Origin of the sequence: Streptomyces sp. NPDC002463, assembly GCF_042889835.1 — a bacterium.
In the GTDB taxonomy this organism is placed as follows: domain Bacteria; phylum Actinomycetota; class Actinomycetes; order Streptomycetales; family Streptomycetaceae; genus Streptomyces; species Streptomyces nymphaeiformis.
Genome location: NZ_JBIARL010000001.1, coordinates 80,351 through 100,999, shown reverse-complemented (window position 1 = coordinate 100,999; position 20,649 = coordinate 80,351). Strand labels below are relative to the sequence as shown.

The following is a 20,649-nucleotide window of genomic DNA, read 5'->3' as shown; positions in this document are numbered from 1 at the left end:
GATCCTGGATCCAGCCTCCTGGCTACGGGATATTGGATCCACGATCCAGCCCCCGGCTACGGCTACGGCTACGGCTTCCGCGCCTCCGCCTCCAGCCTCAGCGCCTCCTCCATCACCGCCTTGGCGATCGGCGCCGCGCTGCCGCCCCCGCTGATGTCCGTACGGGAGGCCTCCGCGTCCTCGACGACGACCGCCACCGCCACCGCGGGCTGGGCCGCGTCGTCCGCCTGCGCCCAGGCGATGAACCAGGCGTACGGGGTGCCCGTGTTGCCGAAGCCGTGCTGGGCGGTGCCCGTCTTGCCGCCGACCCGGGCCCCGGGGATCATCGCGTTCGTCCCCGTGCCCTCCTCCACGGCCCGCACCATCAGCCGCTGGAGCTGCATCGCCGTCGCGGGGTTCATCGCCTGGCGGTAGCTGCGGCGGGCCGTGCGGTCGACGGTCGTGCCGCCGGAGGTCGTGGTGCGGTCGACGAGGTACGGCCGGGCGATCTCCCCGTTGTTGGCGACGGCCGCCGCCACCATCGCCATCTGGAGCGGGGTCGCCGTCGTGTCGAACTGCCCGATCGACGAGAGCGCCAGCTGGTCCGGGCTCATCTCCCGGTCGAAGTTGGACTTCGCCACCCAGGACGGCACCCGGAGCCCCGTGTCGTTGAAGCCGAACCGTTCCGCCGCGTCGACCATCCCCGTCAGCCCCACCTTCACCCCGAGTCCGGCCATCACCGTGTTGCAGGACCACTGGATCGCGGACGCGAGGGACGCGTCGCCGCAGCCCGTCGCCTCGTTCGGCAGGACCTGCCGGGTGCCGGGCAGCACGAACGGGTCCGGGGTGTCCGTCGCCGCGTCCGGGTCCCGCACCACCCCCGCGTCCAGGGCCGCCGCGGCCGTCACGATCTTGAAGGTGGAGCCCGGCGGGTACGTCTGCCGCAGCGCCCGGTTCAGCATCGGCTGGTTCGGTGAGGTGTTGAGGCGCCGCCAGGCGTCCTCGACCGCCTCGCCCGTCCCGGACAGGACCCCCGGGTCGTACGAGGGCGAGCTGACCAGCGCGAGGACGCGGCCGCTGTACGGCTCGACCGCCACGACCGCGCCCCGCTTCCCGTCGAGCCCCCGGAAGGCGGCCTCCTGCATCGGGGCGCGGATCGTCGTCACGACGTCGCCGCCGGGCTGCCGGCCGCGGGTGAGGTCGTTCCAGAAGGGCAGGGGTGCCAGCATCGGGTCGGTGCCCGCGAGGACGTCGTCCTCGGCGTGCTCGACGAGCGTCGTGCCGTACGTCTGGGAGGAGTAGCCGGTCACCGGCGCGTACAACGGGCCCTGTTTGTACGTCCGTTCCCAGCGCAACTGCTGTCCGCTGTCCCGGGATCCGGTCACCGGCTTCCCGTCGACGACGATCCCGCCGCGCGGATGCGCGTACCGGTCGATCGCGATCCGCCGGTTGGCCGGGTCGTCGTCGAGGGAGTCGGCCTGGAAGACCATCACGCGGGCGGCGTTGACGAGCAGCGCCACCAGGAGGACGAGGCAGAGGGCGGCGGCCCTCCGGATGTAGCGGATCACCGTGTGCCCTCCCCGATCCTGGCCAGTTCCCCCGTGTCGGCGGCGTCCGGCTGCGGCGCGCGGGCCGAGTCGCTGACGCGGATGAGGAGCGCGACGATGACCCAGTTGGTGACGACCGAGGAGCCGCCCTGCGCCAGGAACGGCATCGCCATGCCGGTCAGCGGGATCAGCCCCATCACCCCGCCCGCGATCACGAAGACCTGGAGCGCCACGATCGAGGCGAGGCCGATCGCGAGCAGCCGCCCGAAGGGGTCGCGCAGCGAGAGGCCGGCGCGGTAGCCGCGGGCGACGAGCAGCGCGTACAGCAGGAAGAGCGCGGTGAGGCCGACGAGCCCGAGCTCCTCGCCGGCCGTCGCCAGGATGAAGTCGGACTTGGTGGCGAAGCCGATGAGGACGGAATGGCCGAGACCGAGCCCGGTGCCGAGGATCCCGCCGGCGGCGAAGGCGAAGAGCGACTGGGCGAGCTGCCCGGGCCCGTCCCCCGCGCGGATCGAGGCGAAGGGGTCCAGCCAGTCCTGGACCCTGGTGTGGACGTGCGGTTCCAGCGAGCCGACGAGGAAGGCTCCGGCGGAGGCCAGGACGAGGCCGACCGCGATCCAGCCGGTCCGGCCGGTCGCCACGTACAGCATGATCACGAAGAGGCCGAAGAAGAGCAGCGAGGTGCCCAGGTCCCGTTCCAGGACGAGGACGCCGACGCTGAGCAGCCAGATCGCCACGATCGGCCCGAGGACCCGGCCCGTCGGGAACTGGAACTTCCAGATCCGGCGGCCGGTGTACGCGAGCGCGTTGCGGTTGGCGGCGAGGTACGCGGCGAAGAACACCGCGAGCAGGATCTTGGCGAACTCGCCCGGCTGGAACGAGAACCCGCCGATCCGGATCCAGATCTTGGCGCCGTTCACCGCGGGGAAGAAGATCGGCAGGATCATCAGGGCGAGCGCGGCGGCCACCGACACGTACGCGTACCCCTGGAGCGTCCGGTGGTCGCGGAGCAGCAGGACGACCACGATGAACAGCGCCACCCCGAGCGTCGACCAGACCAGCTGCGTCGTCGCCGCCTGGTCCTTCGGCGTCTCCAGGTCGAGGCGGTAGATCAGCACCAGGCCGAGGCCGTTGAGCAGGACCGCGATCGGCAGCAGCAGGGGATCGGCGTACGGGGCGCGGAAGCGGACCGCGAGGTGGGCGACGAGCGCGAGCAGCCCGAGCCCGGCCCCGTAGCGGGCGGCGTCGGGCGGCACCGCGCCGCTGCGGGCGAGGCCCACCTCCGCGTACCCGAGGACGGAGATCAGGACCGCGCCGATCAGGAGCGACAGCTCCACGCCGCGCCGCTTCGGGACGCGGATGCCGGGCGGAGGTGCGGTCATGGCCGCAACGTAGCAAGCGGTATGCCCTATGTCCCTTTTGTGTGACGGTGTGCCGTCACTCCTCCGCGCCGGAAGGGGCGAGCGCCACGTACTCCGGCAGCCGCAGCCGGGCCTCGGCGCCCCCGTCCGGGGCGGCGGCGAAGACCAGCTCGGCGCCGATCACCTCCGCCTGCCCGGCCGCGATCGTCAGCCCGAGGCCGTGCCCCTTGCTCCCGCCCTCGGTACGGAACCGCTGCGGTCCCGACTCCAGGAGGTACGCCGGATAGCCAGGCCCGTGGTCCCGCACGGACACCACCGGGCCGTCCACCGTCACCACCACCGGCGGCGCCCCGTGCTTGTGCGCGTTCGCCACCAGATTGCCGAGCACCCGCTCCACCCGCCGCCGGTCCGTCTCGACCGTGGCGTCCCGGAGCACCCGCACTTCTGCAGCCGTGCCCGAGGCGCGCACCACCCGCTCGGCGAGCGGCCCGAGCTCGTGCACCGCCAGGTCGACGGTCTCGGTGCGGGCGTCGAGCCGCGAGATCTCCAGGAGGTCCTCGGTGAGCCCGCGCATCGCCCGAACCCTGTCCCGGACGAGCTCCGACGGCCGCCCCTCCGGCAGCAGTTCGGCAGCCGCCGAGAGCCCGGTCAGCGGGGTCCGCAGCTCGTGCGCCACGTCGGCGGTGAACCGCTGTTCGCTCTGCAGCTTGCGCTGGAGCGAGGAGGCCATCGTGTCGAGGGCCCCGGAGACCGTGGCCACCTCGTCCTGGGGCCGGGTCGGGTCCTTCGTGCGGGGGTCGTCGACGCGCGCGTCGAGGTCGCCGGCGCTGATCCGGCGGGCCACCTGCGCGGTGAGGTGCAACCGGCGGGTGACCCGGGTGACCGCGAAGGCGCCCACGAGCAGGGTCGCCCCGATGGCCAGGACGGAGGAGCCGAGGATCGAGCGGTCGAGCGCGTCGATCGTCTCGGCGCTCTGGGTGTAGTCGAGGCGTACGGCGAGGGCGCGGCCGTCCGCAGGGCCCGCCGCCCACATCGTCGGCCGGCCCGCGTACTCGGACACCATCGTGCCGCGCTCCCCGCGCACGGCGAGCGCCCGCAGCGAGGCGGGGAGGCCGGGCGGATCCACCCCGGCGAACCGGGGGAGCGGCTCGCCCGCCTCGTACAGCTCGCCGACCTCGGTGAGCCGCGTCAGGGCCTTCTCCCGGGAGTCGCTCACGGTCTGGCCGGCCACCGAGACGTGGACGAGGACACCGAGCAGGGCGGCCAGGGCGCAGCACATCACCGTGATGAAGACCGCGGCCTTCCAGGTGAGGGTCGCGGTCCAGGCGGGCCGCCGGGGCGCCCTCACGGCGTCGCCTCCGGGGGCAGGGGTACGGGCGCGGGCCCGTCCGTCGGAGTCGGCGACGGGCTCACCAGGTGGGGCGCGGGCACCATGGAGGGCCCGGTGCCGGAGGGCTTCACCCGCACGATCTCGTCGCGGGTCGGCAGCATGCTGCCCTGCTGCTCGTCCCAGGACCAGGCGGTCCGGTACTCGTACCCGGGGATGCCGGCCGAGCCGACCCGCAGGATCAGGTCCCGGCCCGCCAGCTCCACGCTGATGACCTGGTCGACGGTCGACATGATCCGGGTGAGGCCGCCGTTCTCGGCGAGGTAGACCCGCACCCCGACCTGCTGGTCCGGCATCCGGATCCCGACGATCAGCTCGTCCCGGCCGTTGCCGGTGAGGTCGCGGTAGTACGGCCGCAGCACCGGACAGGCGGCCGGTGCCGTCCCGCAGGCCTCGATCGCCCGGGCCGTCTGCGCGTAGAGGCCGTCCGCGCCGGTGTACGTGTCGGGGTGGGCGCGCACCTCGGCCTGGACGACCGCCACCGGGTCGACGGAGTGGACGTCGTTGTCGGCGACCTCGACGCCGGGGACGCGCTGGGTGTCGGACTCGCCGTAGTCGAGCGGCGGGTTCGTGGCGGGCGGCAGATCGGGCCAGAGCCGGACGGGCCCCACCGCGGTGGGCGTGGGCCCGGCACTCCTGAGCCCGCCCACTTTGCCGCCGCACCCGGAGAGCGCGAGGGCGAGCACGCACGGGACGCCGACGGCCCACTGCACTCCGCGCGGTCTCACACTGCTCCTCGGTCGGTCGATGGGGGTCGGGCTCCCCGTAGACCTTATGCGGAATGAAGTCCTTTTTGTCTCATCATCGGACCGGTTCCCTTCGGGCGGTCCTAGAACGTACCCCGCTCCATCCGGGCCAGCGCCGCCCGGCACAGGGTCAGCAGCTTCTCGTCCACGTGGATGTCATGGCTGCCGGAGCCGTCCTCGCGGGCGTTGTGACGGCGCCTGCGGGTCAGCTCGGTGAGGACGACCAGCTGCGCCGCCGAGGCCGCCGGGCCCATCTCCGCCAGACACTCCGCGATGTCCACGCGCGCGTGCCGGTTCTCCTCCCAGGCCGCGAGCAGCACCGGGAGCGCCACCGACGCGTCACCCGACACCCGCCACAGCGCCGCCGCGCTGCGGACCCGCACCCACAGGTCCCGCGAGGCCAGACCCGGCCGCAGGGCCGGGGCCGCCGCGGCCGCCGCCGGACCGATCTCGCCGAGGGCCTGCGCGGCCGCACACCACTCCGCACCCGACGCGCCCGGCCGGAGCCACCCCTCCAGGGCCGGCAGCACGTCCCCGCGATCACCCTCGGCCGCCCACAGTGCCCGCGCCGCCGTCGTGGCCACCGCGGCCGAATCGGCGGCCAGGAGTCTTCGCATGTCCGGTACGGCCTCCACGGCGGCGGGCCCGAAGGCCGCCAGGGTCCGCAGGGTGGCCTCCCGCACCCAGTCGCGCCGGTTCGCCGGCGCCCCGCGCAGCACCCGCAGCACCTCCGGCACGGCCTGGGCGCCCCGCACGGCCGCCAGGGCGTACAGCAGCGGTGCCGCCCGGTCGTACAGCCGCTCGTCGAGCTCGACCTCGGCGAGCCGGCGCGTGAGCAGCGGGGAGAGCATCGCCGCGGAGGGCCCGAGCCCGTCCATGGCGTACAGCAACTCGCGCCGCACCTCGGGCTCCTCCAGCGCCCGGGCGAGCAACGGGACCGCCCGGGTGTCCCCGGCCCGGGCGAGCGCGAGCAGAGCACCGTCCCGCCCGGACCCGACCGGCCCCGCAGTGGCCGGGCCCGCGGCTCCCGGGCCCGCCGCGAGGCGGGCGGCGAGTGCGTCCGCTGCGGGTGCGCCCAGTTCGAAGAGTCGCTCCAGGAAGGACGTGGCCGCCTCGCGGAGCCGGGGCTCGGGGTCCTGGAGTTGGGCACCGACGAGTCGGACGACCTCCTCGTACCGCCCGCGCCAGACCCGTATCAAACCGCCGCACATCCAGATCGCGTCCGAACGCTGCCCCCAGTCGGGACTCCGCAGCTGCGCGACGATCAGCGCGATCCGGTCGTCGACCCGGTCGTCCAGCGCGGCGTGAAGGGTCCGCAGCAGCTCCTCCGTCCACGGCGCGGGCCGCCCGGCGGCGTGCTCCTCCAGGAGCTCGCGGACCTGCCCGATGAGGGTCGGCGTCGCCGCCCGCTCCGTCCCGGGGGCGGCCGGCCGGTTCGCCGAGGTCCTGATCTCCTCCAGGAGCCCCGTCACCCACTGCACCACATCGTCCGGAATGTCACCGGGCGCGCAGCGCGCCCGCTGCGCGAGAGCGGCGAGCCGGAGCCCGGGGTCCTGCGCGGCGCGGGCGAGCCAGCCGAGCCACTCGACGGTCTCGGCGCGCAGCGACGCGTGCCGCAGGGCGAGCCGCCCCACGGCGGCCACCAGGGCGAGCCGCACCTCGGTGTCCCGCTCGACGGTGAGCCGCTCCCGCAGCAGGTTCAGCACCCGGGCGGGCTCGGGGTGCAGCGAGGCGAGCGCGCACGGCGCGGCCAGCCGCACCTCGGGGTCGGCGTCCGACACGAGGTCGAGGAAGACGTCGGCCCCGGCGGCGATGGCGGCCGCCGCCATCGCGTAGTTGGCGGCGGGGATGAACTCCTCGTCATCCGCGCCGAGTTCGTCCAGTTCCTCGTCGTCGTCGAGCTCGATCCCGCCGATGCTGGTGAGCAGCTCGACGATGCAGCCCCGGTCCTGGACCGCGGGGTCGGCGACGAGTTCGAGGAGGAAGGGGATGCAGGCGAGCGTCGAGTCGTACACGTCGCCCTGGTGGTGCACCGCGCCGTACATGCCGTCGAGGGCGGTCTCCCGCTCCGCGGGGTCGGCGGAGGCGAGTCCGCGGAGCAGCTCCGGCACGTCGTCCGCGGGGCCGTACGCGTGCCCCAGCGAGGCCCAGTCGACCTCCTCGATCCCCGTCAGCATTGCCAGGCCGCCTTCCCCGTGAGCGCTGTGCCAGGCAGCAAGTGTGCACCACAGGACGGACAACAAAGCCGAACCGGCGACACCTGCCGTGCCCGGGGCGCGTGTTGCGGTCTCTTTGCGCCATGTACGGTGCGGAGCAAGGCAGTTGCGGTCGGTGTCGGAACGGGCGACACGCCGGTGTCGGATGAGGACCGCGGGACGGCGCCGGACGAGAGGCGCGGGACGGCGCCGGACGAGGAGCACCGAGAGCCCCACCGGACGGCCCCCGCCGGACGCCCCCCACGCCGCCCCTACCCCTCCGACCGGACCCGGACGAACGCCGCCGTCCCGTGCCGCCCCGCGACCTGGCGCAGCTCGACCGCGAGCGGCGGGTCCACCCAGCGCACCGGCCGTGCTCCGGGTACCCCGTGAGGGACCCCGCGCGGTCGTCCGCGAGCTCCCCGACCTGGCGGGACTGCGCCGGGGTCAGCCGGGGCGAGGTGGTCAGGGTGCGGCCGTCGGTGAGCCGGACGACCAGGGCCCGGGCCGTTCGGGCGGCCCGACGAGGCCGAGCAGCAGGGCGTCGCTCGTGTCGGCGTGCCGGATCTTGCGCCAGGCCCAGGTGGAGCCCGCCCGGTAGGGGGAGTCGAGCCGCTTCGCGACGCCCCCTCGACGCCCGCGTCCCACAGGTCCCGGAAGCAGCCCCGCGCGGTCTCCTCGTCCGATGGGGCCAGGACCCGCTGGAGCGGCGGCTCGGCCTCCCGCAGGGCCGCCCCGGGCAGCTCCCGCCGGTCGCGGAGCGGCAGCGCGCGCACGTCGCGCCCGGGGACGGCGAGCAGGTCGAAGGCGACGTACGAGACGGGCGCCCCGGCCCGTACCCGGTCGGCATGCGACCGGATCAGGTCGGTGGAGCCGAGCCGCCCGTCCCGGTGGGCGTACAGCTCGCCGTCCAGGACGAGCCCCGGCGGCAGCTGCTCGCGCAGGTGCGCGGCGATGCCGGGGAACCCCGGCGCGAGGTCCCGGCGGGAGCGGGACCGCAGGGCGGCCTTCCCGCCGTCGAGGACGAAGGCCGGCGCGCGGAAGCCGTCCGGATCGAGGGAGTACTGGAGCTCCCGGGGCGGCACCGCCTGTGCGGGGATCTCGTCGGCGGCCCGGGGCCGCATGACGTCGACGGGCGGCGGCAGCACGACGGCGCCGCCTTCCGGGCCCCGCCCACGGCAGGGCCCCCGCCCGTCCGGGCTCGAAGAGCGGCTCCATGAGGTCCCCGTACCGCTCCAGACGTGGCGCGATGTCGCCCATGGGAAGGACGAGATCCTCGGGCGAGGCGCAGCCCTCCACCTCCTCCCGGGCGACGGGCGCCGAGACGGAGGGCAGGGGCCGCGCCCGCAGGGTGTAGGGGGTGGCGGTGGTCTTGGCGGCGGCGTTCCGGCCGTGGTCGACGAAGACCTTCCCGGACCGCAGCGCCCCGGTCATCCGGTGCGTGACGAGGTCCGGCGGCTTCGCCTCCGCCTCGACGGCGAGATGCTTCGCGTACGCCGAGACCCGCGCGGACGGCGCCGGCGCCACCGGGACGAGCAGGTGCATCCCCTTGGAGCCGGAGATCCCGGCGAAGGCCTGAAGACCGTCCTGCGCGAGCCGGTCACGCAGGTGCAGCGCGACCCGGCAGCAGTCGACGACGCCGGCGGGCGGCCCGGGGTCGAGGTCGAGCACGAGCCGGTCGGCGGCGCCGTCGTCGTACACCCGCCGGGACCGCCCGATGTACGAACGGCGCTCCTCCGCCCACCGGATGAGCCCGCCCACCTAGGCCGACAGGGTCCGGCCGACCGGCGTGAGCGCGTAGTCGACGCGGGGCGGTGAGCTGGAGGTGACGGTGCGCAGGGCGAGGCCGTCGCGTTCCAGGCTGTGCAGGGTGGGGGTCGGCATGCGCGGGGAGATGTCCTCGACGGAGCGGCGGAGCTCGGAGTAGCGGCGCGGGCCGTCGCCGAGGAGCACCATGACGAGGACGCTCCACTTGTCGACCGGTGCCGAGATCCCGCACGACCGGCTGGAGGACTTCTCTCCGCCGGCGGTACGGGAGGAGCCGTTGGCCCGTGCCCGGCTGCTGCCCGGAGCGGTGACCGGCCCGAGCCTGGTCTCGGAGCCGGGATCGCCGGCGCTGCGGCTGCCCCGGATCCCGGAACGGAACCGCTCCTTCACCGCGTTCCCGCACCCCTCGGTGGACGAGTTCGGGCATATCCACCGATCCGGCTTCCTCCACCTCGCCGTGGAGCCGACGGCGGCGCTGCGCTCCTCGTACGGCCAGACGGTCGCTTCAACTCAGGTGTCCGATAAATGAACAGGGGCTGAAGATGAGCCAACTCGCCGCATAGCGGACGCTCTTGGCCGCCCTTCGGACAAGTGATGGTCAAATCCTTGTTGCATACCTGTCAAACGGGGACTTTCGCTGGCACGCTCACCCCGCACCACACCCCCACCACATCCCCCACGCTTTCCAGCGAAGGAGCCCGCGTGACCCGCCAGCAGTCTTCGTCCCGCCGCACCACCGCCCGTGCCGCCGCGCTGATCGCCTCGGCCGCCATGGTCGTCGTCGGTGTCCAGACCGGATCCGCCAGCGCCGACGCCCAGCGCGAGGCCGGTGCCACCGCCGTCCAGCTGACCGGCAGCCAGCGCGCCGCCGCCATCCACGAGGCGCAGGGCGAGGCCGCCGCCGCCGCCCAGGCCATCGGCCTGCCCGCCCAGGAGAAGCTGGTCGTCCGGGACGTCGTCAAGGACGCGGACGGCACCGTGCACACGCGCTACGAGCGCACCTACGAGGGCCTCCCGGTCCTCGGCGGCGACCTCGTCGTCCACCAGAAGAAGTCGGGCGCCCGCTCCACCACCAAGGCGACCTCGGCCCGGATATCCGTCGCCACCACGACGGCCGCCGTCTCGTCCGCCGTCGCGGGCAAGTCCGCCCTCGCCTCCGCCGCCAACGCGGACGAGAAGGTCGCTTCCGCCCGCAAGGTGATCTGGGCGGCCACCGGCAAGCCGGTCCTCGCCTGGGAGACCTACGTCACCGGCGTCCAGAAGGACGGCACCCCGAGCCGCCGCCAGGTCGTCACCGACGCCACCACCGGCAAGGAGCTCTCCTCCGTCGAGACGATCGAGACGGGCGTCGGCAACACGATGTACGCCGGCCAGGTCGCCCTCGGCACCTCGGGCACGGGCACCTTCACCCTCAACGACGCCACGCGCGGCGGCCACAAGACGTACGACCTGAACGGCGGCACGTCCGGCCAGGGCACGCTCTTCACCAACTCCACGGACACGTGGGGCAACGGCCTCGCCTCCAACCGCGAGACCGCGGCCGCCGACGCCCACTACGGTGCGGCCGTCACGTGGGACTTCTACAAGAACGAGCTCGGCCGCCTCGGCATCCGCGGCGACGGCGTCGCCGCCTACTCCCGCGTCCACTACGGCAGCGCGTACGTGAACGCCTTCTGGGACGACTCCTGCTTCTGCATGACCTACGGCGACGGCATCGGCAACACCCACCCGCTCACGTCCCTCGACGTGGCCGGCCACGAGATGTCCCACGGCCTGACCTCCTCCACCGCCAACCTCCGCTACAGCGGCGAGTCCGGCGGCCTGAACGAGGCGACCTCCGACATCCTCGGCACCTCGGTCGAGTGGTACGCCAACAACGCCTCCGACACCGGTGACTACCTCATCGGCGAGGAGATCGACATCAACGGCAACGGCACGCCGCTCCGTTACATGGACAAGCCCAGCAAGGACGGCAGCTCCGCCGACTACTGGTCGAAGACGGTCGGCCGCCTCAACGTCCACTACTCCTCGGGCCCGGCGAACCACTTCTTCTACCTGCTCTCCGAGGGCAGCGGCACGAAGACGATCAACGGCGTCACCTACAACTCGCCGACCTACAACGGCTCCACGGTCACGGGCATCGGCCGCCAGGCCGCGTACAAGATCTGGTACAAGGCCCTCTCCACCTACATGACCTCCACCACCGGCTACGCGGGCGCCCGCACGGCCACCCTCTCGGCCGCCGCGGACCTCTACGGCACCGGCAGCACCCAGTACAACGCGGTCGCCTCGGCCTGGACCGCGATCAACGTGAAGTAACACCCCCGGCACCACACGAAGGCCCCGCCCCCGGCACCAGCCGGGGGCGGGGCCTTCCGCTTGAATGCCTGAACGCCTGAACCGGGACACACAAAAAGACCCCGCGCTCAGCGTTTCCGCTGATCACGGGGTCTCTTGGCACTTCCTGCGAAGTGCCCCCGGCAGGATTCGAACCTGCGCACACGGCTCCGGAGGGCGCGTGCGCCTCACGAGTTTCCGCAGGTCAGCGGCCTACGAGTGGCATTCCGAGCTTTACTGGTCCACGAATGGGCCGCAAGTGCGGGAGGTGCTCCTGGACATTACCCGTGGCGGCGTGGACACAGAGGTTGCGCCGCCCCCCCCACTGAGCACCATCAGGCCTCCCGTGATGATCAACCAAAGATCACCCTTGTGGCCCAACGGTGTCGCATAGGCACGTAGAGTGTTCGCACCACACGAATTGCCTTGGAGCTGCATGTCTCCGCTTCCGCCGTTTGAGCAGGCCACGGGGTGCCCACCACCGGGTCGTTATGCCATGACCTGGGACGAGGTTGAGGCGTCCCTTGTACACGCGGACAGGTTCAGCAGCTCGACCGTAAGGGGCGCCCTGTGGGAGGAGCTGCGAGTTCACAGGGCCCTGGTGGAACTTCTTGCTGGCCCGCCGAGCCGTGTCTGGCTCGCTGGCAGCTTCGTTAGCTCCAAGCTTGATCCAAGCGACATCGATGTGACCTACCTGCTTGAGGCAGAGGCCTACGGGGCAATCTCTGAGCAGGATGACCTTGCAGATCTGGCGAACCTGGAAGATCGCGAATGGTGCTTTCGCAATCAGATGCGCATCGACGCCTACGTCCTCAGCCTCCCCGCCACGCAAGACTTCCGTAGTCTGGGTGTGACAGGCGCCATGGCGACAGGTGACGCTGAGGTGTTCCAACGACTTGGACTGTATGACGAGATCTGGCAGCGTTGCCGCGTAGGTAACGGTCACCGAAGGGGCTACGTGGAGGTATCGCAATGAGCACTCCCCAAGCGTTGCCCAATGCCACCGACAAGGCTGCTCTGCGTGCATGGATGACCGCCAGGCGTCACGACGCAACCACGCCGCCACCCAGGACCAAGGCTGAGGTGCGTGAGCGTCAGCTGCGCAAGCTGGGGTGCGCCCTAGCAGAAGCTCCGTCGGGATCAGCTGAGCAGGAGCTCCGGCCTATCCTTCGGTTTTCCCTCGATGGTGAATCCGTTCCAGGCCACAAAGTCGAAGCTAGCGTGCTCGGGACTTGGCTGCAGGCCTTTCAAAATGCGGTGAATTCCGTCGCCTACGCCCTCGACGAAATGAGCTCTCGGAGCGAAGTAGGGCCAATCCCGAAGAGAATCCAAGGGGTCACTAGACTGCTTTCTGGTCCAGTTTTCGCCTCCTCCTACGGAATGATCCTAGAGAGTTCTCCAGTAGCATCTCGGGCTGAAATTCCAGGTACTGGGAGTGACCTACTACTAGATCGGGCTATTAATAGAATCCTCGATATAGCTGACCAGGCCGGCGTATCACCTGAAGCTGAGGAAGCAGTTCTAGATGCGGCACTCCCTCTTGGTCGTCGAGCAATTGGACACCTTTCAGAGCTGTCGGACGTGTTGGCCTCTACGGGCACAAACGCGTCCTTCACCTGGGAATCTAAGGTGACAGGCCGTCGCTTCGCGCGGCTAACGAATGAGAACGCCGCACACTGTCGTAAGACGCTAAAGTCGGCAAAAATCGAAGACAGCAGAGAGCGCCTACTGGGAACACTAGTTGGCGGAAGTAAGCTGCGTGGATTCATTGAGCTTGAGGGCGCCGACGGTCGTGTTTTGGTAATCCGAACCGATAAAATCGATGTCACGCAGCTTCTAGCCGAATACACACAGCACCAAGTGCTCGTTGATGTACACGTCCTTACTGCGCGGTCGCTTGGCGGTCGAGAGCATCGCAGTTACCTACTCCTGAACCTTGGCGAGGATCTGAATTCTCCCAATTCAAGGTAAGGTGCAGTCGCTGTCGCCCGGCAGGCAGGCAGGCAGCTCTGGCAGGTTCTGCGACAAGCTAATCCGCCAAGGCGATAGCAGTGCCGACGTGGAGCGACCGCACCGGGCTTCCGCCCCATAGCGGCGGCAGCTGCTCCACCCGTTCCCAGCGGTGCGGTCGCATCACGCCGGCTTGAGCATGTCATCCAGCTCGTGACCAGTGGAAGCGGGTGCGAGGGCGAACTCAACGGTTCACACTGGCACCCGCCATTGACGCCTTTTACCATCCCGTGCCTGGCATGGGTTCGACACTCCGGGCATTCTGGCCCGTCTCTAGCAGGATTGGCCAGGGAAGGTCATGCCTATTCGCCTTACAGTCCCTCTGGCTCGCTGACGGTAGGCGCCGCTCGCTCTGGTTGCCGTACTCCACTGCTCTATTGCAGCGCTCACGCCCGCCAGCGGTCGCGGTGCTGCCTTACGCAATTCAGATCGATGATGTGACGGGGGTGCGTCCGCAGAGAACCTGATTCGACACCTCCGCGAATTACGGTGAGCTCGTCACTCAGCACGATGGCCCCGGCGTCAAACATCACGTGGCAGTTTGGACAAAGACACAAGACGTTGCCAATGACATCAGGTCCGTTGTGCGGGCTTCCCAGGGCCTGTATGTGAGCGCCCTCGCTATAGCTGCCGCCTGGTACGTCGATCCGCAGGGCGCAGATCTGGCAGCGGTTCTCGTGCCAGGCCTTCACCTGGCGCGTCACAGCGCTACTGCGCACGATTCGCTGCACGGTAGTGGTGACACGCCCGGGTGATTCGGCACCGGCCGGAACGTTACCAGCGTCAGTAGGAGCCAGTCTGCCCTCATCGGTCGGAAGCTCTTCCTGCTGTACCCGGGTGGGCAGGAGAGTTCCCTCGTGGGCTTCCAATCTGAACTGCCAGATCAGAAACCCGTCGATTCCCAGCTTGCTGCCGTAGCTGGTTACGCGGAACAGGCCGTCGTACCGGTACCCCTCGTCGGGTGCCCACTCGGAGCCCGCGTGAGCTCCGCGCAAGACACGAACCGGCAGCCCTTCCAAGTAGCTCGTGACCAGTGCCGCATTTCCGGAGTCGTCGATGGTCTGATCGCTGACCTGATTCTTGGATGAGTCCTGGCCACCGTGACCGGTGTAGATGATGACATCGCCGTAGTCCTCGTCGTCCTTGTATCCACCAGACACGACGATGGACTCGGCGCCGTTCTTCTTCACACCGCAGATCCCTGCGATAAGGGGGCGGTGGATGCCAGCCTCGTGTGCGAGCCGCCGACTAGTGAATCGCTGACCAACGTACGTGTTGGGTACTTCGCCGATCATGGAAGCTCCTTCGACTTCGCAGCTCAGAGGTGTGCCGTGGTGCGTCACTGGCTCTTTCGCGGACGTCCACGCCCCGCGGTGACCAGACCAAGCGCCGAGAGCACCTTGACCTCGTCCATGGGAGCCAGCTCCGGCGACTGTCGAGCGAGGGTGCTGATCACCTTGCGAGTCGCTTCCTCGTAGGCGCCACGAGTGGCGCCGGCCTGTCCGGCCTTCCAGGTGCCCGACTTGGAGTCGAAAGAGGTTCGCACAAGGGTGTCCTCGAACAGTTGGTGGACGAAGACCTTCTCGTTGTCCTTCGTGGATTCACGGAGGTCGTCACGCCGCCACGGCAGCTTGGACAACTCGTCTACGACCTGACGCGCGTCCAGTCCCGCCACGCCCGCGGCGGCGATGACGTTCGCGATGACGTGGAGGCCCGCGGCGGCCGAGTGGACGTACTCCGCTTTGAACTCCGAGGCTGTCAGGCGATCAGCGGCCATCTCCCCCCATCCGGGTACGCGCGTGAACGCGTAGTCCAGGATGGCGACGATCTCCGTCGAAACGGCTTCAATGATCTGGTCGAGCGACCTTCCGTCCCGCTTGGCGCGATCTTCGAAGATCTGGTTCAGGATGTCCTCGCGCTGGTCAGGTGTACGGTCACGCACCCCAACTCCGGCGATCGCGGCAGCGGCGGACCGTACGGCGGCGGCGGGGTAGAGCGGGTCGTACTTGCGCCCCTTGGTTGCTGCGAGCTTCTGGGCTGCCTTCGCGCCCAAGTACGCGGTCCGGTCGGACAGGTAGCGGCTCTTGCGTGTCACCTGCTGACCGAGCCGGTTCTGTACCGCGCTGCTGTCCATGATCGCGATCAAGCTCGCGCTGATGGGGCGCGTGCTCGCCATCTTGACGAAGATCGTTGAGAGAACAGCCGGGTCACCTTCGAGGAGCAGGGTCATCTCGATGCTGCTCTTCTCAAGCATCTCGCGCGCCTCACGGAATTCCTCGGAGGAGGGGTCCTGCATCACCCTCCGCCACGCATCCGTGAGGCCCTTCACGCGGTGCTGTCCGTCCTCCACGATCGGGTTCTCACTCGTCACCGGAACCACGAACTTGACGAGCCAGACATTGTTGGCGATCGGCTGGAGGATCTCGATCTTCACGTCATCCTCGGGGATGGCGATCGTGAGCGTTCCCAGGTACGGACGGTCACTTTCAGTGAGGAAGGTGGCGATCTTCTCCGCATGCTTGTCGCTGATGTCGCGCTGCCCCGGAGTCGTGAGGCTCTCCGTGTCGAAGTCGTGCCGCGTCAGCAACCGCTCAAAGGTGAGGCGTTCGGCGACCTCCTTGAACGGCACCGTGAAGGTGATCTTCCCCATCGAGCCGGCGTGGGACATGAAGCCGATCGCCTCGAACTTCGAGGGGAGGGTGATCGATCCGTCACGAAGGGCCTTGGCGGCCTCATCGAGCGTCGTGTCGTGCTGGTTGAACCCCATGCGGCGTACCCTTCGTATGGCCCGTCAGGGCTGATGAGGCGGCTCAGAGCGCGGCGATCTTCCCGGATACAGCGCTCTGGGCCGCCGTTCCGTTGCCTACGATACAGCCTAGTAATCCGCCTGGCGGTTTTTCCTGAGGAATGACGGAACCTCAACTCGGCACGCCAGGCCGTTCCGTGACTGTTCGTAGATTCACCATGGCAGTCCCTCGCCTTCCATCGATGGCCAGACGAACGCAGAGCAGGCCAGCCTTAAGGCCCAGCTCCAGTCGGATCGGTCAGCAATGGCTACAGCAACGGCTCGCGACCCGGCAGTACGGCGCCGGCGCTGCCATGCCTGCCCCATGCGGGCCCCGACTTGCGCCGGGGGCCGGGGTGTCAGCCCGCGTAGACGCGGGGATCGCAGCCGTGGTTGCACGTGGGGCAGAAGGGTGAGGCCGTCGGATCTTCGTAGTACGGGTTAGGGATGACGCCGCCGTCCTACTGGGGGTGGGTGGCGTGCGCCCTCCCAGAACCGTGCCGCCTTAGGAATCAGGGCAAAGGCGCCGACCGGCAGCAGCCCACATCGGCAGCTCAACCAGCGGCGCCCGTCCGCTACCGCTAGTACCCCGCGTTTCCCCGCCGGCTCGGACAGACGTGGGGCACGGTGATTCAGCGCGTTTGCCGTGTGCAGCGAGACAAGAGCAGGAGAGAGCCCCTGGGCCTAACCTGCACGGTTGCGATACTGATCGATCCGCACCGGGATCCCTAGACGCCCTTCGCTCCCCGTGAGTCCCCGCACAATCTGGTACGGATGCGACACGGGGACTTCTTCGCCCCGAAGCAACTCGGGCGTGGGCGTTCCCCGGGCCCGCTGTGCCTCTCTCCTGTGCTGATAGTCCGCAGACGTTCGCGCTCGTCCGCTGCTGTTCGTCGGCGTTGTCACGCAGTTAGACACCCACCAACCTGTGAGTCAGCGCTCGGCAGTCGGGGGCTGTGGGGCAGGGGCCTGACAGTCGTGCAGCATGAATCCCTCGGGAACGCTGTTGCCGCACTTAGGGCAGTCGGGTACTCCAAGCATGGCCAGGTTGAAGTCCAGCGTCTCCAAGATCGCGTGATCGGAGCAGTAACGCGTACCTGGCTGAGCCTCGTTGCCACAGCCGCCGTCAGCCAGGTAATTACACGTTGTCGACACGACGTCTCCCCCATCTTGACTTGGCCCAGCCTGCACTAGACCACCTGCGATGGATCATAGGTCGGCCGCACCCCTTGGGAGTTGGTGCCGGCCACGCCCATTGCAGCTCCCACCCCATCTGGCCTCGACCCACACGACTCCCAAGTCTGTTGGTAGTCCAGGGCCTCTCGTGCCGGGTGGTTCACCTGCGTTCGTGGCCGTCTCATTATTCAGCGCGAGCCGACGGCCGGGCCTCCTGAACGGTGGTGCCCGTCGCTGAATGAGCCGGAAACTGAGACGGACGGACACCCGCCTGACCAGGTGCGCTCCTCGATGCGAACTACGGGCGGGGTGGTTGTCGAGGTCGGCTGGGCTGGTCAGACGGTCCGTGAGGGCACGGGCCGGCTAGTCCTGGTCAGCCGGGGTTGCTGTACTTCGCTGCTGTACGCAACTTGCCTCGTCAGTGGAAAATGCCACGCACAGTGTCGAGTCGTTGGTGCAGGCTAGCCAGCATGACTGCCACGGATGCACCGACGTACGGGTTCGAAGAGCTCTACCCCGCCCTCGGCATGCTTGTCGTAGCAAGCGCCGGTATGGAGTCTCGCCTGCGCTACGTAGTGTCCGAGCTGGCAGGCGGGGACGATGCCGGATGGATCATCTTCGAGGGGCAGTCTGTCGAGTGGCTGGTGCAGAACGGCATTGCTGCGCTGGGGCAGTTGGAGTCCATGAAACGATGGCCGCAGGAAAACTCGGATCGTATCCGCGACGCCCTGCGGACGGCTCTGGATGCTAGCCGTCTGCGTAACCTGATGGTCCATGGGGAATGGCGCATAGACTGCTTGGATTGGGAAGAGTGCGCGCCGCGGTCCTCCAGTGGTCCCCCCGACCATCGGATCTTCCACGTATGCCGCAGCCGCTATCGAAAGGGTCTCGAAGAGCGACAGGTCGCCGTCTGTGACGTTGAAGCACTGGCGGACAAGATGTGGTCGCTCGAACGAGAGCTTAGGCAGTCAATGAAGGCAGCCGTCGACGCGTGGTTGGGACGAGAGCCTGAGGTTGTCACTGAAGCGTCCCCAAGCTGAACGTTCAGCACGGTCGGCGGGGTCTCAATGACCCAGGCAAGCGTTTTTGCGTGGTTCGTGGAGCACCAGTTTGGAAGACCTCGTATGCGGATCCCAGCCGACCTGCGGCGTTCCTGACCCGCGGAGGAGCGGCGGAATCACCGACCCTCCCCGCGGTTCCCTCCTCGGCTCTGTCTGATCGGGCACGCGTGGGGCACGGCTGCGGGGCTTGTGGCTGGACGACACGCTCATTAGCCACGGTGATAGCGGTACCGACGCGGAGCGACCACACCGGCCTCCGCCACATCGCGGCAGCAGCTGCTCCCCAACCAGCCCATTTCCGGTGGTGCGGTCGCCTCACGCTTCCGTCATCCGTGACGGCGGGGGTACGGCGCCCTGCCTCACTCAGGCCTGGCAGTCAGCCGACGCCGCGCAAGAGACCACCTCTCCCCTTGCTGCTAGCCGTCTTCAGGCCGCCCGTTTTGGCCGCAGTCGGCAGCGCTCGTGGCTACGCGTGCCATGTGACGGTTGCCGTGCTTGAAGGCCTACTTCGGCTGCCCATCAACCCAAGCTGTCAGGCGTGCGGACGGCGCCCGGGCTGGAGCGGGGCGTCAGACAGGAGCGCAGGCCCGGGCGACGGGCCGCGCGCGCCGCGCCGTGCGCGGCGGGTGCCTTGATGAGGTAGAGAAATCTGTAACAGGTCCCGCTGATCCTCGGCTACGCCGCGTTGAGCGCATCGGCGATGGACTGCATGTCCTGGGTGACTACGTCGGCCTGCGCCTTGGTGAACGCCTCGGACTTGTGGGGCTTGTTCGCGTAGCCGATGACCGTTGCTCCGGCGGCGTGGGCGGCCTGGATGTCCGTGAGTGAGTCGCCGATCAGCGTGCAGCTCGTGACGTCGACGTGCATCAACTCGGCTGCCGTGATGAGCGGGAAGGGATTCGGCTTCATCAGGTGCGGCTGTTCGGAGGGGCGGCCCACGATCTTGGCGGCGTACTCGTCCAGCCCGTGCCGCTCAAGGAAAGTCCGTACGCACTCAGCAGAGTTGTTGCTCACGACTGCCACGCCTCGCCCGGCGGAACGCGCCGCCCGGAGTGCTTCGGCCGCACCTGGTGTCGGCTGCCCGGCTACCGCGACGGCTCGGACCTCGGCGTCCGTCAGTGCCTGCTCGATCTTCTGGCCAAGCGCGCTGTCGGCCTCGTGCGCGATGCGCAGCACCTCGATCGGGTCGTCCGTCTGGGCGGCCTTCGCGCCCGCGGCTTCGTTCTCGGCGGAGAGGAGGGCGGTCAGTTCTCCCGCAACCTCGGGTGCCGGCAGTCCGGCGAACACGTCGCACACGGGCCCGTCGAAGTCGAAGAGGATGACTCGGGCGTTGGCCAGGGTTTCGGTGAGTGGGTCAGTGTGCGTCAAGGTCGAAGTCCCTTCCGATCGTCTCCCAGACGCTGTCGAACCACATCCGGGCCTGCTGGACCTGCTGCGCTCCGCTGGACGACTCGCCGTCGTTGACCGAGTGGTGGAAGAGCGTCGTGTCCTTGCCCACCAGGTCGTAGATCTCGATCGTCTCGCCCTGGGCGACGACCTTGTTGGGACGGATCGGGTAGTACCCGAAGAACGCGTCCTCGTTGTTGATCACGTACAGCTTGAAGAACTGAGTGCCGCTGTGGACGCGCACGCTGATGCGGGTCTCGGCGACAAGCCCCAGATGCTCCAGCTCGGTGATCGCGTCCCGAATGCTGCGGGTGTAGCCGACCATGATGTCGTGCATCCGGTCGCGGAGCCGCTTGTCGTCGGCCCCGTCCGACATCCGCACCGGGGCGGCCTGGGGCACGGCCATGTCCGGGACGAGTATCCGCATGGTGATGCTCGACGGGGTCAGCCTGCCGATGCGGATCTTGTCGAGCGGCTCTTGAAGCGCGCCGTGGAGGGTCTCGCTGGAGAACCCCGCGAAGTCGATTGTGACGTGGTCCTTCGCGAATGCCTGCTCGACGTACGGGCGGAGGCCCGCCGGCCGCTCGGTTCGGTTGCGGACGTAGACGCCGCTGCCCTTGCGGGAGACCACGAGTCCTTCGTCTTCGAGGTCCCGGAGCGCTCGCTGAATCGTCGCCCGCGCGAATCCGTATCGCTCCGTCAGCTCCTTGTGTGACGGCAGCTTCTCGCCGGGCGCCAGGCGCCTGGTGCGGATCGCTGCTCCAAGGCTGCTGGCCACCTGCTCATACGGGGCTCGGTCGTCGTCGGGGTCGAGGGGCTCGGGGACAAAGGTCATGAAGCCGATGGTAGGCGACTCAACTCAAGCAGGACAGCCATGGCAGTCATGTTGTTGACATGGCTAGCCATCTCCCA

15 protein-coding genes and 1 pseudogene are annotated in these 20,649 nt (G+C 69.2%); 4 read left to right on the top strand and 12 right to left on the bottom strand.

Going from position 1 to position 20,649, the window contains the following annotated elements:
- Positions 1-68: 68 nt before the first annotated feature.
- From ACFYX3_RS00390 to ACFYX3_RS00355, 8 genes and pseudogenes are all read right to left on the bottom strand, one after another.
- On the bottom strand, positions 69-1,547 hold the full coding sequence (locus ACFYX3_RS00390) for a penicillin-binding transpeptidase domain-containing protein (protein WP_389006635.1): 1,479 nt from the start codon (positions 1,545-1,547) through the stop codon (positions 69-71).
- Positions 1,544-2,908: an FtsW/RodA/SpoVE family cell cycle protein gene (locus ACFYX3_RS00385; RefSeq protein WP_389006632.1), complete on the bottom strand. Its 1,365-nt coding sequence runs from the start codon at positions 2,906-2,908 to the stop codon at positions 1,544-1,546. The genes ACFYX3_RS00390 and ACFYX3_RS00385 overlap by 4 nt, the downstream gene beginning before the upstream one ends.
- 55 nt (positions 2,909-2,963) lie before the next feature.
- Entirely contained in the window at positions 2,964-4,235 is a 1,272-nt protein-coding gene (locus tag ACFYX3_RS00380; RefSeq protein WP_389006629.1) for an ATP-binding protein, read from the bottom strand.
- Positions 4,232-5,002, bottom strand: coding sequence for a hypothetical protein (locus tag ACFYX3_RS00375; RefSeq protein ID WP_376589668.1), 771 nt, complete (start codon positions 5,000-5,002; stop codon positions 4,232-4,234). The genes ACFYX3_RS00380 and ACFYX3_RS00375 overlap by 4 nt, the downstream gene beginning before the upstream one ends.
- 101 nt (positions 5,003-5,103) lie before the next feature.
- Entirely contained in the window at positions 5,104-7,197 is a 2,094-nt protein-coding gene (locus tag ACFYX3_RS00370) for a PBS lyase (RefSeq protein WP_389006627.1), read from the bottom strand.
- A gap of 290 nt (positions 7,198-7,487) precedes the next feature.
- Positions 7,488-8,363 (bottom strand): DNA ligase, encoded by an 876-nt coding sequence (locus tag ACFYX3_RS00365; protein WP_389006624.1) that lies wholly within the window; start codon positions 8,361-8,363, stop codon positions 7,488-7,490.
- A gap of 28 nt (positions 8,364-8,391) precedes the next feature.
- A pseudogene (locus ACFYX3_RS00360) lies at positions 8,392-8,898 on the bottom strand (ATP-dependent DNA ligase); the annotation flags it as partial.
- A gap of 78 nt (positions 8,899-8,976) precedes the next feature.
- Positions 8,977-9,171 carry a winged helix-turn-helix transcriptional regulator gene (locus tag ACFYX3_RS00355; protein ID WP_389006622.1) on the bottom strand — a complete coding sequence of 65 codons (195 nt, stop codon included), beginning with the start codon at positions 9,169-9,171 and terminating at the stop codon, positions 8,977-8,979.
- On the opposite strand from ACFYX3_RS00355, the gene ACFYX3_RS00350 reads away from it, so the two are divergent.
- The 3 genes from ACFYX3_RS00350 to ACFYX3_RS00340 all read left to right on the top strand — a co-directional run bounded on the left by ACFYX3_RS00350 (position 9,170) and on the right by ACFYX3_RS00340 (position 12,295).
- Positions 9,170-9,511, top strand: a complete 342-nt coding sequence (locus ACFYX3_RS00350) for a hypothetical protein (protein WP_389006620.1) — start codon at positions 9,170-9,172, stop codon at positions 9,509-9,511. The genes ACFYX3_RS00355 and ACFYX3_RS00350 overlap by 2 nt on opposite strands.
- A gap of 173 nt (positions 9,512-9,684) precedes the next feature.
- On the top strand, positions 9,685-11,301 hold the full coding sequence (locus ACFYX3_RS00345; RefSeq protein WP_389006617.1) for a M4 family metallopeptidase: 1,617 nt from the start codon (positions 9,685-9,687) through the stop codon (positions 11,299-11,301).
- A gap of 454 nt (positions 11,302-11,755) precedes the next feature.
- Complete coding sequence (locus tag ACFYX3_RS00340) at positions 11,756-12,295, top strand: DUF6932 family protein (protein WP_389006614.1); 540 nt, start codon at positions 11,756-11,758, stop codon at positions 12,293-12,295.
- A gap of 1,420 nt (positions 12,296-13,715) precedes the next feature.
- Here ACFYX3_RS00340 and ACFYX3_RS00335 read toward each other — a convergent pair.
- Both ACFYX3_RS00335 and ACFYX3_RS00330 read right to left on the bottom strand, forming a co-directional pair.
- Positions 13,716-14,624, bottom strand: coding sequence for a YDG/SRA domain-containing protein (locus tag ACFYX3_RS00335; RefSeq protein WP_389006611.1), 909 nt, complete (start codon positions 14,622-14,624; stop codon positions 13,716-13,718).
- Between the two features lie 44 nt (positions 14,625-14,668).
- On the bottom strand, positions 14,669-16,096 hold the full coding sequence (locus tag ACFYX3_RS00330; protein ID WP_389006608.1) for a DNA sulfur modification protein DndB: 1,428 nt from the start codon (positions 16,094-16,096) through the stop codon (positions 14,669-14,671).
- 1,664 nt (positions 16,097-17,760) lie between these two features.
- On the opposite strand from ACFYX3_RS00330, the gene ACFYX3_RS00325 reads away from it, so the two are divergent.
- Positions 17,761-18,330 (top strand): hypothetical protein, encoded by a 570-nt coding sequence (locus ACFYX3_RS00325; RefSeq protein ID WP_389006605.1) that lies wholly within the window; start codon positions 17,761-17,763, stop codon positions 18,328-18,330.
- A 696-nt stretch (positions 18,331-19,026) separates the two neighbouring features.
- Here the strand turns inward: ACFYX3_RS00325 and ACFYX3_RS00320 are convergent.
- Both ACFYX3_RS00320 and ACFYX3_RS00315 read right to left on the bottom strand, forming a co-directional pair.
- The gene (locus ACFYX3_RS00320; RefSeq protein WP_389006602.1) at positions 19,027-19,719 is read right to left on the bottom strand and encodes an HAD family hydrolase; all 693 of its coding nucleotides are present in this window, start codon (positions 19,717-19,719) and stop codon (positions 19,027-19,029) included.
- Positions 19,706-20,572 (bottom strand): GntR family transcriptional regulator, encoded by an 867-nt coding sequence (locus ACFYX3_RS00315; protein ID WP_389006599.1) that lies wholly within the window; start codon positions 20,570-20,572, stop codon positions 19,706-19,708. Before ACFYX3_RS00315 ends, ACFYX3_RS00320 begins: the two co-directional genes overlap by 14 nt.
- Between the last annotated feature and the right edge of the window lie 77 nt (positions 20,573-20,649).

What these genes read in the sequence shown, in the direction of transcription:
- ACFYX3_RS00385 (WP_389006632.1), bottom strand. Translation starts at nt 2,908, where the DNA reads ATGACCGCACCTCCGCCCGGCATCCGCGTCCCGAAGCGGCGCGGCGTG.
- ACFYX3_RS00370 (WP_389006627.1), bottom strand. Translation starts at nt 7,197, where the DNA reads ATGCTGACGGGGATCGAGGAGGTCGACTGGGCCTCGCTGGGGCACGCG.
- ACFYX3_RS00350 (WP_389006620.1), top strand. Translation starts at nt 9,170, where the DNA reads ATGACGAGGACGCTCCACTTGTCGACCGGTGCCGAGATCCCGCACGAC.
- ACFYX3_RS00355 (WP_389006622.1), bottom strand. Translation starts at nt 9,171, where the DNA reads ATGGTGCTCCTCGGCGACGGCCCGCGCCGCTACTCCGAGCTCCGCCGC.
- ACFYX3_RS00340 (WP_389006614.1), top strand. Translation starts at nt 11,756, where the DNA reads ATGTCTCCGCTTCCGCCGTTTGAGCAGGCCACGGGGTGCCCACCACCG.
- ACFYX3_RS00335 (WP_389006611.1), bottom strand. Translation starts at nt 14,624, where the DNA reads ATGATCGGCGAAGTACCCAACACGTACGTTGGTCAGCGATTCACTAGT.
- ACFYX3_RS00330 (WP_389006608.1), bottom strand. Translation starts at nt 16,096, where the DNA reads ATGGGGTTCAACCAGCACGACACGACGCTCGATGAGGCCGCCAAGGCC.
- ACFYX3_RS00325 (WP_389006605.1), top strand. Translation starts at nt 17,761, where the DNA reads ATGACTGCCACGGATGCACCGACGTACGGGTTCGAAGAGCTCTACCCC.
- ACFYX3_RS00315 (WP_389006599.1), bottom strand. Translation starts at nt 20,572, where the DNA reads ATGACCTTTGTCCCCGAGCCCCTCGACCCCGACGACGACCGAGCCCCG.